General features: G+C 64.8%; 9 protein-coding genes, 1 tRNA gene and 1 pseudogene. 4 read left to right on the top strand and 7 right to left on the bottom strand.

The window, feature by feature from the left end:
* A pseudogene (locus CH256_RS14865) lies at nt 1-494 on the bottom strand (aldehyde dehydrogenase family protein); the annotation flags it as partial.
* Between the two features lie 164 nt (nt 495-658).
* Here CH256_RS14865 and CH256_RS14870 point away from each other — a divergent pair.
* Nucleotides 659-1,846, top strand: a complete 1,188-nt coding sequence (locus tag CH256_RS14870) for a PucR family transcriptional regulator (RefSeq protein ID WP_094640608.1) — start codon at nt 659-661, stop codon at nt 1,844-1,846.
* Nucleotides 1,847-1,849: 3 nt separating this feature from the next.
* On the opposite strand, the gene CH256_RS14875 is transcribed toward CH256_RS14870, so the two are convergent.
* The 6 genes from CH256_RS14875 to CH256_RS14900 all read right to left on the bottom strand — a co-directional run bounded on the left by CH256_RS14875 (nt 1,850) and on the right by CH256_RS14900 (nt 8,939).
* Nucleotides 1,850-2,806: an esterase/lipase family protein gene (locus tag CH256_RS14875; RefSeq protein ID WP_094640609.1), complete on the bottom strand. Its 957-nt coding sequence runs from the start codon at nt 2,804-2,806 to the stop codon at nt 1,850-1,852.
* A 167-nt stretch (nt 2,807-2,973) separates the two neighbouring features.
* Complete coding sequence (locus CH256_RS14880) at nt 2,974-3,825, bottom strand: glycoside hydrolase family 16 protein (RefSeq protein ID WP_082898707.1); 852 nt, start codon at nt 3,823-3,825, stop codon at nt 2,974-2,976.
* A 271-nt stretch (nt 3,826-4,096) separates the two neighbouring features.
* Nucleotides 4,097-4,170: transfer RNA gene (locus tag CH256_RS14885), tRNA-Gly, on the bottom strand.
* 30 nt (nt 4,171-4,200) lie between these two features.
* Nucleotides 4,201-5,982 carry a putative bifunctional diguanylate cyclase/phosphodiesterase gene (locus CH256_RS14890; protein WP_068049233.1) on the bottom strand — a complete coding sequence of 594 codons (1,782 nt, stop codon included), beginning with the start codon at nt 5,980-5,982 and terminating at the stop codon, nt 4,201-4,203.
* Between the two features lie 117 nt (nt 5,983-6,099).
* Nucleotides 6,100-8,229 carry an Rv1355c family protein gene (locus CH256_RS14895; protein WP_094669947.1) on the bottom strand — a complete coding sequence of 710 codons (2,130 nt, stop codon included), beginning with the start codon at nt 8,227-8,229 and terminating at the stop codon, nt 6,100-6,102.
* Entirely contained in the window at nt 8,226-8,939 is a 714-nt protein-coding gene (locus CH256_RS14900) for a hypothetical protein (protein WP_068049236.1), read from the bottom strand. The genes CH256_RS14895 and CH256_RS14900 overlap by 4 nt, the downstream gene beginning before the upstream one ends.
* 140 nt (nt 8,940-9,079) lie before the next feature.
* Here CH256_RS14900 and dcd point away from each other — a divergent pair, with 140 nt between their 5' ends.
* From dcd to CH256_RS14915, 3 genes are all read left to right on the top strand, one after another.
* On the top strand, nt 9,080-9,658 hold the full coding sequence (dcd, locus tag CH256_RS14905; RefSeq protein ID WP_068049238.1) for a dCTP deaminase: 579 nt from the start codon (nt 9,080-9,082) through the stop codon (nt 9,656-9,658).
* A 168-nt stretch (nt 9,659-9,826) separates the two neighbouring features.
* Nucleotides 9,827-11,368: an Hsp70 family protein gene (locus tag CH256_RS14910; RefSeq protein ID WP_094669948.1), complete on the top strand. Its 1,542-nt coding sequence runs from the start codon at nt 9,827-9,829 to the stop codon at nt 11,366-11,368.
* Between the two features lie 55 nt (nt 11,369-11,423).
* Complete coding sequence (locus CH256_RS14915) at nt 11,424-12,866, top strand: CYTH and CHAD domain-containing protein (RefSeq protein ID WP_094669949.1); 1,443 nt, start codon at nt 11,424-11,426, stop codon at nt 12,864-12,866.
* The last annotated feature ends 34 nt before the right edge of the window (nt 12,867-12,900 follow it).

Below are 12,900 nucleotides of genomic sequence, written 5' to 3' on the forward strand. Positions count from 1 at the left end.
AGCTGGGCGAGGCCTGCGGTCCGCTGTGCGGTTGCACGGTCGATTCCGGGCTTCAGCCATACCTCGGCGGTGAACCCGTTGAGCAGGAGGCGCTCGAAGATGTTGAGAGGCAGCACCGACACCGTCGTGCGCCCACCGGGTGCCGTTCCGAACGTGGCACCGGCCAGCGGACTGCTACCGGCTTCGAGCGCCGCCAGTGTGTGCGCCACGGTGCCGAGTCCGTTCAGGAACGAGTACGGACCCGACAACCATTCCTCTCCGACGAGGGTGGACGAGGCGTCGAGTCCCTTGATCGACGCTGCCGCCGTCACCCACTCCTGCGCGTGAGCTGTGGTCAGCGCGTGCACGCGTTCGAGCAGGGCACGCCGCTCGGCCAGGGTGAGGCGTCCCCAGTTCTTCTCTCCCTCGGACAGATCGGCGAGTGCGGAGTCGACTGCCTCGGTGGGTCCCGGCGTCGGTACGGGCTTCAGGTGTGGGGTGACGTCGCTGGTCAACTTCTCGGCTCCACTCGTCGTTCGGGTACACGCTTCCACTGTGATTGTGGTCGCACTCGGACGTGGGACGCTATGGGCCACGGCTCTCAATCGGATGCAGCGGTTTGTGCAGTCGCACAATTTGGCTGTGGCGTGGCTTACACGGGTGAGGTTAGAGTTCGGTCATGACCGCCACCGAATTCGACGTGCATCCGTCACCGACCGATCTGGCCGCGACGATGCTCGACGGCGTCGACGATCTGGCTACGGAACTCGTGCGACGGATCCTGGGGGCCGAGCACGCCTACCTGGAATCGACGCTGCTCACCACCGAGCAGCTCTACGAGGCGTCGCGGAGCAATCTGGCGTCGATGCTGGGCAAGCTGTCCGGTCGTGCTCCCATGCGACTCGAGTCGGCTCGGGACGCGGGCCGACTCAAGGCGGAGCAGGGGGTACCGCTGGCTGCCCTGCTTCACGCTTTTCGGCTGGGCGGCAGGTTGGTCTGGGACGAATTGATGGAACGTTCGGACGGCCGGGCGAGTCATGCGCTGCTGGACATGGCCGCCCAGGTCTGGGCTCTGGTCGACGTGTACTCCGACGAGGCAGCGGAGGCCTATCGAGAGAGTGCCGACATGCGTGCGCGGGAGAGCGCCGAAGCCCGTGGACGCCTCATCCGGGTGCTCTTCGCCGATCACGGCGCGAATCCGACTGCGGCAGCGGACGCATTGCGCACGTTTCGCATTCCCGACCACGGCTACTTCGCGGTGGTCTCGCAGGAGCCGTTGACCGCAGCGATGGGAATCGACGGGTTGATCTCCCGCCTCCGTACCGCGGGTGCCGAATCGGTGTGGGACGCCGAGGTGGACGGCAGCGTCGGGCTGATCTGTGCCGCAACGGAATCGGAGATCGATTGCGCGTTGATCACGCTGAGCGAGCTGTGTCCGGGACGGGTGGGGGTGAGTTCGGTCTTCCGGTCTCCGTCGGGTATCGGTGATGCCGTCGGTCAGGCCCGGTTGGCGAGGTCGTGCACCCCGAACGCGGCCTCACCGTCCGCGCCGGTGCGCTACGACTCCGTGCCGGTACCGCTGCTGCTGGTCCGCGATCCCTCGTCGGGCCGCATCGCCTCGCGTCAGATACTCGGTGATCTGCTGGCGCTGCCGCGAGCCGAACGGCAGAGCCTGCTGGACACTCTCGACGCCTGGTTCTCGTGCGGCGGTTCCACCCGCGACGCCGCCGAATCGCTGCACTACCATCGCAATACGGTGTTGTATCGGCTGCGTCGCATCGCCGAGCTCACCGGACGCGACTTCCGTGATCCGATTCAAGCCGCGGAACTCTACGTCGGGCTCAGGGCGTATCAGCTGCTGACGTGAGGGTCAGTGGCTGGCGAGGACGACGTCGAGAATTCCGGCTCCCAGCGGCACCGGTACGCAGGTCGGGGGACGCGCGTTCGCCGGGTCGAGTGCGTTGAGCGCCAGCCGCAGCGCGGTGGGGTCGTAGGTGAACGTGAAGTGCGCTACCTCGGTATCGGGGCACACGTCCTGCACCACGATGTTGTGCGCTCCCGGATCCCGCAGCAGCGCATTGGTGTACGGCTGGATCACTTCGTCGACCCTCGTCGCGATGGAGGTGTACTCCACTCCGGGCACGGTGTCGCCGCCTGCATTGAGGCGTTCGAGAAAATCGGATCCGGCCATCAGTTGGGCGAGCCCTGGGCCGAATTCGCCCGCTACGACCCCGGTTGCACCCGGCACTGCCTGTACGACGGGCGCTACTCCGTACATGGTGCCGCCGTAGGTCGGTGATGCGATGCCCACCCATCTGTCGACCACGTAGGCACCGCCGAGCCTGTTGACGAAGTATCGAGCGACCGCGGCACCCTGCGAGTAGCCGACCACGTCGACTGCTCCGGCACCGGTTGCCTGAAGTATCGACAGTGTCATCGACTTCAGTTGCGCTGCACTGTCTTCGATGACGCCGTACCCGTTGGATTTGCCGTCCGGCGAGGTGCCGTAGTTGATGGCGAAGACGCAGAATCCGGCTGCTTTCAGGATGGGTGCGAAGCCGGCCCAGTCGGAGTACGCAGTGGCGTCGGTGCCGTGTACCAGGACGACGGGATTCGGGTGCGCCGCAGTGGGCTTGCAGCCCATGTCGTTGGCTCCGGGAGGTGCGGCGTCGCGATTGGATGCGGCGTAGCGAATGGCATCGGCGTGATCGGGTTGCTCGGGGGCAGCGGCGATGGGCATCAGTGGCCCCGCGTGCGCGGAGGGTGTCAGCAGCGCAGCGGCAGCGACGAGTACGAGGGTGATCAGACTTCGCCGTGGCCCGCGCATGAATAGACGGTATTCCTCGAACTGTGGAATGTCCCTATGAGTGGGGGTGTGGACTGAGAAAAGTCACAAGAATTGTTCTTCGCGCGAAACCGTGCCTGGCGCGTACACCGCACGGGACCCAGCCGTGGTGGCTGGGCCCCGTGCGGAGAGAAGGATTGCTCTGCAGGTCAGAGGCGACTCACACGCAGCCAGTCGACACTCATCGTCTGCGGGTACGGCGTGCTGTTCAGCGTCTTGCCGGTCCAGTTGTTGCCCACGGCGACGTTGAACAGGATGTAGTGCGGCCATGCGCCCGAGAACGCCTTCCAGTTGCCACCCTTCGCCTCGTACTGGGCCTGAGTGAAGGAGTATCGAGCGACCCCGTCGACGAACCAGGTGATGCTGTTCGGTAGCCAGTCGATGCGGTACGTGTGGAATCCGTTGCCGACCGGATTCATACTGCCGCCGGTCTTCACATCTTGATTGGAGTTCCACTTCGAGGGACCGTGCAAATTGAATGACGGTCCGTACAGTCCGGGAATTTCGACGATGTCCACTTCCCCTTGGCTGGGCCATGAATATTCGCCACCGGGTTGTAGACCGAGGGTCCAGAATGCGGGCAGCAGGCCCTGGGCGCTCGGCATCTTGATCGATGCTTCGATGCGCACCGGCGGCGTCACCGATTGCTTGCCCATGCTGACCACGCGGGCGCTGGTGAAGTTGTACGGTGCCCGCTTGCGGTCCGGTGGTGTCTCTCGACGCGCGGTGATGTTCAGTGAGCCGTTGAACTGGTTGGCGTTGTTCCAGGAGTCCGTATAGTACTGCTGCTCACCGGAACTCGCGCCCCAGCGGCCGGTCTGAAACCCCCATTTGGAGGGGTCGGGTCCGCCGTACCCGTTGAATTGGTCTTCCCACAGCACGGTTCCTGCTCCGCCCTGGGTTCTCGGGGGCGCGGCGAGTGACGGGGCTGCGGTCGCCGACGAGACGGCCACGGCCATCGTCGTCAGGGCGACCGCGACAATTGTGAATAGTGATCGCATGAGGGGGATTCCTGTCAGGGTCATATGTCGGTGAACAAATGTCGACATTTGATTTCTAGCACGGCAAACTAGGCGACAGAAGTTTCTTTTGAAATGCAGGAATTCTTGCGAATACAATGAATGAATTAGCCTATGTTACTGGTCGGTAGCAAGGGTATCGACCAATGGTCTGCGGTGGTCGGTTTGTTTCAGGAGTGACCGCAGTGACTAGGGAGGGTTAGCGAAATCAGCGGTGTGGGCGAGGCGGAAGCGACTCGAGGGGGAGCCAGCGTGGAGCCGGTGACGGGAATCGAACCCGCCTCTCAACCTTGGGAAGGTCGCGTTCTACCAATGAACTACACCGGCGTGTGGTGCGGTTCGAGGTTACCAGGGCGTTCAGATGTCGATTCGCACGCCGTGCAGCAGGGTGAGGGCGTCGTGTGCTGGTACCGGCTTGGAGAACAGGTATCCCTGTGCGCGAGTGCAGCCCAGTTCGATCAGGGTGTTTCTGGCGGTCTGTGTTTCGACGCCTTCGGCGATGATGTCGAGTCCGAATGCGTCGGCGAGTCCGATGATGGATTGGACGATGGCGAGGTCGCCGGTGTTTCTGGCTCCGAGGTCGGTGACGAAGGCGCGGTCGATCTTGAGTGCATCGACGGGAAGTTCCTTGAGGTGCGACAGCGAGCTGTATCCGGTGCCGAAGTCGTCTATGGCCACTTGCACGCCGAGTTCGCGGAGTTCGCGCAGTGTCACGCGGGTGCGGGAAAGGTCCTGTACCACTGCCACTTCGGTGATCTCGAGGCAGAGGTCGGGCCCGGCTATCGAGAACTCCGTGAGTGCTCTGGCGACGGCACCGACGAATCCGTTGGTGACCAGTTGGACGGGAGATATGTTGACGCGCATGGCGATGTCGAGGTGGGGGATCTCGCGTTGCCAGTCGGCGAGGGTGCGGCAGGCGTGGTCGAGCACCCAGCGGCCGAGTTCTCCGGCGAGGTTCGTGTCCTCGGCCACTGGGATGAACGCGGACGGGGGAAGTAGGCCTCGGGTGGGGTGTTGCCATCGGACCAGTGCTTCGACTGCGGTGATGCGTCCGGTGACGAGGTCCACTTCGGGCTGGAAGTGCAGGGTGAGGGAGTCGCCTGCGATGGCGTCGCGCAGATGGATCTCGACGTCGTTGCGGAGTTCGGCTTCGGCGTGCATCTCCTCGGTGAACAGGGCGATGTCGTGCCCGCCTCCGCGTTTGGCTACCAGGGCGGCTTGATCTGCCTGCCGCAGAAGCGACTCCGCGGTGTGCTTGCCCGGCTGGCCGAAGGCGATTCCGATGCTCGCGCTTCTGCTGATGCGTTCGACTCCGAGGGTGACGGGGGCGTACATGGCGTCGGCGATCATCTCGGCGTGGTGTGCTGCGACCCGGGCCGAGCACGGCCCGGCCAGTACCACCAGGAATTCGTCGCCGCCCAGGCGTGCCACGAGACCGGCCGACTTGCCGACGAAGCTCTGCAGTCGGTCGGCGATGGTCTGGAGGTAGTGGTCTCCGGCGAGGTGTCCCAGAAAGTCGTTCAAGGCTTTGAGTCGATCGAGGTCGATGTGCATCACGGCGACGGGACCGGGCATGGCCGGGTCGAGTCGTTCGCGGAGGTGTTGTGTGAGCGCTGTGCGGTTGGGCAGTTTGGTCAGGTGGTCGTGCAGCGCCGAGAACCGGAGTTGCTCCTCGGCGCTCACTCGCGCCTGAAGTTGGGAGAGCAGTGCCGCAATCGCTTTGAGCGCGTTGAGTTCTGCCTCGGACCACGTTCGGTCGCCGATCTTGATGAAGCCGAGGATGCCGGTGGTGCGCTCCGAGTGCAGCAGCGGGACGACGGCCATCGAGGTCGCAGAGAATCCCGACGCGTCCTCGACGCGTCGGCGGTAGTCCTCCTGCTCCGGGTCCGGCCGAAACACTGCCGGTTCGGTCAGTGTTTCGGCCAGGCGGAACACCGAGTCTGCTTCGTCGAAGTAGACCACTGCCAGTGGGTCGGGATCGGGCACGCTCAGTCGCGGTGGCCATTCTGCGCTGAGTCTGGTGGCCCTGGCCTCGAAATCGTTGTGCCGGAGGAAGCTGAAGTCGATGCCCAGGTAGTCCACGAGTTGCCGCAGCACGGAGTCGTAGGCCTCGCGCACCGTCGCCGCATCGACTCCCATGAGTTCGGTTGCGACGCCGGTGACGAGGACCTCGAGCGTCTGGTTGTGCTCCAGGGCCCCACTCCCGCCTCTCGTAGACGCAGTGCAGGACTGTTCCCCCTGGTCTCCGCCGGAACTCTACCCCGATACAGACGCTGAAACAGGAAGTCTGCGACTATGTATCGGAGTTTTCGGGGCGCTACCGAGCCGCAACACCAGCGCGACGGACTCTGTGTTTTCGATTTCAAGCAGAGCGCGGAGCTCGAAACTCAACTGCTGCAGCGTTTCTGCGTGGTGCGGTGCCAGTTGTCGATATTCCTCCGCGGTGCGCGCATAGAGGAACGCGGGGGAAACCGGCTGCACTGCCAATCCGCGCAAATGCGCAGTTACCCAAACGTTCTCCGTTGCACATCCCCCGATGATGTAATCTGCTGCGGTCGATCCGGGCACGACGACCACTGCGAGTGCCGAACTCGACAGCACACGGTCGCGCATGTCGATCCCGAGCGCTGCACCGGCGTCCCACGCATGCACGAGCTCCATGACGTCCGGCCGCTTGACGATCTCGAGCTTGGACAGGTCCGCGTCGTCGATCCCCAGAGTCGACACCTCGATTCCCCGGTCGGGATCGAGATCTCCCGGCCAGCGTAACTCGGAGAACATGTCTCGATGCAGGTGCGGTGTGAGATACCGGATTCGATCGGCAGCGGCGAGGATATCCGCGGCCGCCGCGATGGACTCGGGTGCCGTCAGCAGCACTACCCGGCCACCCTCTGCTTCTGCCGCAGCGGCGATGTCGGCGGCGATGCCGGCATCCAGGGGTGCGCCGGTGCCCATTTCTCGATTGGTGCACCGCTCGAGAACGCCGTCGAGCAGGCGTCGATCCGTGACGGGTTGTGGGTCGCCCGCACTCAGGGTGATCTCGACTCCGTGGTCGGTGACCTCGCTGCGGTCGAGCCTGCCCTGCGCGGTGGCCACCACGCGCGCGTTGAAGGCGGCCGCACCCACTGCCACGTAGCTGCCCCGGAAGGCGACGTCGAGGGTCGACGTGCGGGAACGATCCACCCCGATCCGCACGGTGTGTCCTTCACGGGTGAACGTCCACGGCTGACTGTTTCCACCGGACGGTGCCCGGCGCGCAGCGTCGAGAACGAGCGCGTCGGGATCGACGGCTGCGTGGTGAGCGTCGACGGTGGTGTCGACCGAAGACTGCTGCGCCCTCGGCGTCGGGTTCGGGGTCGCGAGCGCGTCGAGATGGGTCTCGAGATCGACGCGGATTCGTCCGGAGGGCAGGTGCGCTCCGGTGCCGAAGCGTCGAACGGCTGCTGCGATGGTTGCGCCGCCGAGTTGAACGTCGCCGCCCAATTGTGGCCAGGTCTCGATCGTTTCGCTCACTTCCACCATCGAGGCGGCCATCCGGGCCGAGAGCAGTGAGGCGTCGAGCTGATCGAGCACGATGGGGATCTTGTCGCGCGTGCCCAGCCCCTGCAGGCTCGTCGAGTCGATCTCGCCGAGGACGCCGTGGAACACCGGACGGTCGGGTTCGAGGTCGAAGCGCTCGACGTCGAGCAGTCCCCGGTCGGAGGTCTCCATCAGTACCGGGATCCCGCGCGAGCGGGCTGCCTCGCGGGCGCGGACCTTGACATCGAGGGAGTCGCATTCCTCGACGAGCAGATCGAGTCCGTCGAAGAACTCGTCGATGGTGTTCTCGGTGATTCCGTCCTCGGCGATCTCGACGCGCAGATACGGGTCGATTTCGGCAATGCGTCGGGCCGCGACGACCGCTTTGTTGACCCCGAGATCGAGGATGGACGCGGGAATTCTGTTGAGGTTGGACAGTTCGATCTCGTCGAAATCGGCGAGTCGAAGCGTCCCGCAGATTCCTTCGAGTGCGAGAGTGTGGGCAATGGCGTGCCCGACGCTGAGGCCGATGATTCCTATCGTGAGATCTCCCAAGGAATTCTGTTCCTCGAGGGTTATCTTGTTTCTGTTCCTGTCCAGCCGCAGGTGTCGAAACGAGCGGGGTCCGAGTACGGCGACAACCGTCTTTCGCCACGGAAAGAAAACCCACCTGTCGTTTTCGTCGAGAAAGCTCTGCTCAGGGCTGGGAAGCAGTGAGCGCAGGCCATTTCTCTGCGTCTCTCGCTCGTCCAGGAAAGTGAGGGTGGGGTCGGCTCTGAGTTCGTCGAGTGCGTCGCGCTGTGTGGCGTCCGTCTCGTCGAATATCACAGGCTTCCAGTGGTGGCCGGGCGTGGTTCGATCGTTCATGATGCGACTGCTTCCGGGAGTTCGACGGCTGCGCGGCGGTGTGCGAGCAGGGTGACCGTGTTGTGCCGCATTCGGCGCCAGGTGGCCAGGTCGGCGTTGAATGCGAGTGTTGTTCTGTCCCACCAGAACACCTCGGTTCGATAGCGATCGTCAGGATAGGGGATCGGCGCGATCTGGGTGGCGATGACGGCGCCGGTGTCGAGCCATGCGGTACGGACGTGGGAGGCCGCGGTGGCAAGGGCGTAGCGCGCACCGAGAAGTGCTGTGCTGTAGGCGGGGGATTCGGCGATCATCGCGGTGACGGCGCGGCCGTGGGGTGCGTGCTGAGCGACCCACGCGGATTTGAGTTCGACGACTCCGTGGCCGATGCGTTCGTCGAGCATGGTGTGCACGTGCCGTAGGCCTTCTGGATGGTCGGCGAATTCGATCAGTGCGTGCGATTGATCGACCGAGGAATACGGTCCTTGTACCCGTACCCCGCCGACTATTTGTCCGGTTCGGTCGAGTGCGGCGAAGAACAGCGCCGTGGTGCTGCCGTCACGAATGGCCGATATTTCGAGAGCGGTGGTGACACCGTGTCGCATATAGCTTTCCTCTGCGCCATCCAGGAATTGTTTCCACAACGCCGGATTTTCTGTGGGAGTGGTGGCCAGAACGAAGCATTGGGATCGCTGATCCCAGTACGAGGGGACGTCGAACGCAATTGTCATTTCAGTCTTCCTGACAGGAGTTTGCCGAATGTGAATGGTCGTGCCGCTCGATTGTCCGGCTTTTCCTTTGCAGAGCTATGCGCCGCGATCGGGACTCGGGTGTGTCGCGGGGGACCGCCCAGGACCAGTAGCCTGCAGAGGTGCTGCTCTCCGACCGTGACATCCGTGCCGAAGTGACCCAGGGAAACCTGGCGATCGAACCGTTCGACCCGTCGATGGTTCAGCCGTCGAGTGTCGATGTGCGGCTCGACAAGCTGTTTCGGGTGTTCAACAACACCCGCTACACCCACATCGACCCGTCGCTCCAGCAAGACGAGTTGACGACGTTGGTCGAACCCGCGGCCGGCGAGCCCTTCGTTCTGCACCCGGGTGAATTCGTTCTCGGCTCCACTCTCGAATTGACGACGCTGCCGGACTACCTGGCCGGTCGGCTCGAGGGGAAGAGCTCGCTCGGGCGGCTGGGTCTGCTCACGCACTCGACTGCAGGGTTCATCGATCCGGGCTTCAGCGGCCACATCACGTTGGAGTTGTCCAACGTCGCCAACCTCCCGATCACGTTGTGGCCGGGCATGAAGATCGGGCAGCTGTGTCTGTTCCGGCTGTCGTCGCCGTCCGAGAATCCGTACGGCAGTGCCGCGGTGGGGTCGAAGTATCAGGGTCAGCGTGGGCCGACGCCGTCGAAGGCCTACCTGAATTTCGTCCGGTCGAGCGTCGAGTAACGATCTTGCAGTTTGTTTGACCGCCGAAAAACATGACGAACGGACGGTTGTAACGGTACTCTGGTGACCTGACGTGGGTTGGGGCCTACCAGAGTGAGGTTTCTTGTGTCCGCGGTTCCCGATGTGTCCGTACTCGGCGCTTCGTTGGGGTCGAGTGGTCTCCGCAGCGTGATCAGTGCCAACGCTCGCTCCGGCGCCGTGCTGGAAGTGCACGAGCCCGTCGCCTCCCGGCCCGCACCCAACGGCCTCGCCCCCGATCCGTGGGATGCCGTCATCACATCGGTTCACAACCTGGCGTCGGAGTATGCGTCGGCGGATTTCTATCCGGTGCTCGCATTGCGTGAGAGCGACCCAAGAGCGGCCTACGATCAGGATTTCTCCGACGGTGTCGTCCTCGTGTCCGAACTCGGTGCCCAATTGGGCGCACTACGTGAGACACGTGTGCTGGCAGGCGAACGCTGCGTCGCCCTGTTCGACGTCGGCGCGTCCGGTACCTCGGTCTCCGTGGTCGACATCGACAGCGGCGACGTTCTCGCGTCGCGTCGAACGGACGCGCTCAGTGGTGACGAGTGCGATCGAATGCTGTGCGATCACCTCATCGCGACATTCGGCGCGGCCGAGGCGCTGACGATCGAGGCTCGCAGGCGGCTCGTGCACGACGTCCGCGACGGCAAACACGAGCTGGCTCTGCTTCGCAGCGTGTCGATCACCGGGCCGTTCGTCGGCGGACGCGCGTCGCTGTGGCGTGGCAATCTCGACGAGGTCATCGGCGACGCCGTGCACCGAGCTGTCTCGATGGCCGTCGACGTCCTCGACGCGGTCGAGGCGCAGGGCGTTCGCGTCGACGCCGTCGTCGCCGTCGGCGGCGGTGCCAACATGCAGATAATTCGTCAGGTCCTGTTCGACGCGGTGTCGATGCCGGTCTATGTGCCCGAGCAGCCGGAACTGCTGGCGGCGCACGGCGCTGCTGGGATCGCTCGGACGGTGGGTCTGCGGCCTGCGCCTGCGGCACCGGAGGCGCTCACCGATCGGTTCGCTGCCGTGGACCGGGATTCCGCAGACCTCGAGGTGACCGCGGTTGTCCCGGTGGTCTCGAAGCGTCCGCGGCACAGCGACACCTCCTCCAAGCGGATGACCAGGGCCAACAAGTCCCGGCATCTCGGCGGTGCGCTCGCGGCACTCGTCGCGGTGTGTGCAGCCGGCACCGTGGTCACTGCGGCGGCACGGACCAGCGGCGAGGATCCAGCGCCGTCGGTGACCACGTCGCAGGGCTCCTCGCAACCCGCCCGGTCGCAGTCCGTGGTGCCTGCGGCAGACGGGTCACCCGCCGAACCCGCCGAACCCGCCGAACCCGCCGGACCGTCGGTGCCGTTCGCGACCACGACGGCGACGCCGACCTCTCCTTCGGCCGGCGCGCCGCCAACGTCGTCCTCGTCCCAGGCACCGGCCACGACGGTCGCCGAAAGCACCACCGCCACACGGCGCACCGTCACCACGACCGGTGCCCCGTCCGACATCGAGCAGACAACGGCACCGAGCAGGCCCACCGTCGATCGGTCGACCGTGGTGCAGACGACTGTCCCACCTGCCGCCACGACTCGTCCGACCACAACGCGTCCCACCACGACGACCCGGACCACGACGACAACAACGCGGCCGACTCGGACGATCGACTTTTCATTGCCGGATTTCGACTTTCCGCGACGCTGACCGGTCTGCGCTTTCGGCCGTCATCGGCCCGGGCACTCGAGGCAGGATGAGCAGTATGGAGTCGATTCAGACCGAGCGCGAAGACAAGTTCGACGTCGACGCAGAATTTCAGTTGCCCACTCTCGCTGCGCTGGTGCCCACCGGCGGCGCACTGGTGTCGAGCGAGACCGACCTGAGCAGTGAGTATTTCGACACTGCGGGCCACGACCTGTTGCGACGCGGGATCACCGTCCGGCGTCGTACCGGTGACTCCGACAACGGCTGGCATGCAAAGGTCCCGGCGGAGAAGGCGCGGACCGAGATTCGGCTCCCTCTCGGCAGCGGTGCGCACAACGCGGTGCCGGACGAGCTGAACGATGTGCTGCGCGGTGCGGTGATGGGCGCGCAGTTGGCCGCGGTCGCTACTTTGACGACGCGTCGAACGATCCACACCGTGTCCGACGCCGATGGGGCCGTCGTCGCGGAAATCGCCGACGACGAAGTGTCGGTGGTCTTGATCGGCGGTGCGACCGGTCCGCGGTGGCGCGAGGTGGAGGTGGAACTCGGACCCGCAGGCTCGGAGTCGTTCCTGAAGAAGGCGGGCAAGGTGCTGCGCGCCGCCGGTGCTCGGCCCTCGGCGCATCCGTCGAAGTTGGATCGTGCGCTGTCGGTGGTGCGCCAGGAACCTGCCGAACCCGGGGTGGCGCTGCTGGCGGACTATCTCGACGATCAGGCGCAGGCGATCGTCGCAGGCGATGTGTATCTGCGTCGGGGGCTGGATCCGATTCACTCCACGCGGGTGGCCATTCGGCGCTACCGCAGTACCCTCCGCGTGTTCGGGAGTCTGTTCGAGGACGAGCCGGCTGCCCAACTCGAGGCCGAACTGTCCTGGTATGCAAGCCTTCTCGGTGAGGTTCGAGATCGTCAGGTGCAGCGTGCTCGGTTCGCGGCAGCGCTGCGCGAACTGCCGCCCGAACTGGTGCTCGGGCCGGTGGCGTCGCGCATCGAGAACGATCTGTTGGCCGAGCAGATCCGATACCGCGAGGCGGCGATGACCGAACTCGACGGAGATCGTTACCGCGCGCTGCTCACGACGCTGTCGGAGTGGTCGCGGGGGCTACCGATCGACGGCGAGGTCACCGACCGCGTGTTGGTCAAGCTGGCGCGCAAGGCCGGCAAGAAGGCGATCGATCGCACGAAGAGTGCCGTGCGCGGTACCGACGACGAGGCGTTGCATCGTGCACGGAAGGCGTCGAAACGTGCGCGGTATGCGGCCGAGTTGGTGGCGCCGGTGGTGGACAAGAAGGTCTCGAAAGCGAACATCAAGCACTACAAGACAATTCAGGAGGTGCTGGGAGAGCACCAGGATGCGGTGATCGCGGCGGAAATTCTGCGAACTCTCGGCGCGCGGGCAGGGACGACGGCGGGGGAGAACGGTTTCACCTTCGGCCTGCTGTTCGAGCGCGAGCGTCGCGCCGCCGAGGTAGCCCGGGACGAGGCGAGCAGGTTGGAGTTCTGATCACCGAAACCGGGATGATTCCCCGATTCGAGAC

Source organism: Rhodococcus sp. 05-2254-6 (genome assembly GCF_002258565.1).
Classification (GTDB): Bacteria; Actinomycetota; Actinomycetes; order Mycobacteriales; family Mycobacteriaceae; genus Rhodococcoides.

Coding starts and splice junctions, on each gene's coding strand:
- CH256_RS14870 (WP_094640608.1), top strand. CDS start 659: ATGACCGCCACCGAATTCGACGTGCATCCGTCACCGACCGATCTGGCC.
- CH256_RS14875 (WP_094640609.1), bottom strand. CDS start 2,806: ATGCGCGGGCCACGGCGAAGTCTGATCACCCTCGTACTCGTCGCTGCC.
- CH256_RS14880 (WP_082898707.1), bottom strand. CDS start 3,825: ATGCGATCACTATTCACAATTGTCGCGGTCGCCCTGACGACGATGGCC.
- CH256_RS14890 (WP_068049233.1), bottom strand. CDS start 5,982: ATGGGAGTCGATGCGGCGACGGTGCGCGAGGCCTACGACTCCGTGCTG.
- CH256_RS14895 (WP_094669947.1), bottom strand. CDS start 8,229: ATGAACGATCGAACCACGCCCGGCCACCACTGGAAGCCTGTGATATTC.
- CH256_RS14900 (WP_068049236.1), bottom strand. CDS start 8,939: ATGACAATTGCGTTCGACGTCCCCTCGTACTGGGATCAGCGATCCCAA.
- CH256_RS14915 (WP_094669949.1), top strand. CDS start 11,424: ATGGAGTCGATTCAGACCGAGCGCGAAGACAAGTTCGACGTCGACGCA.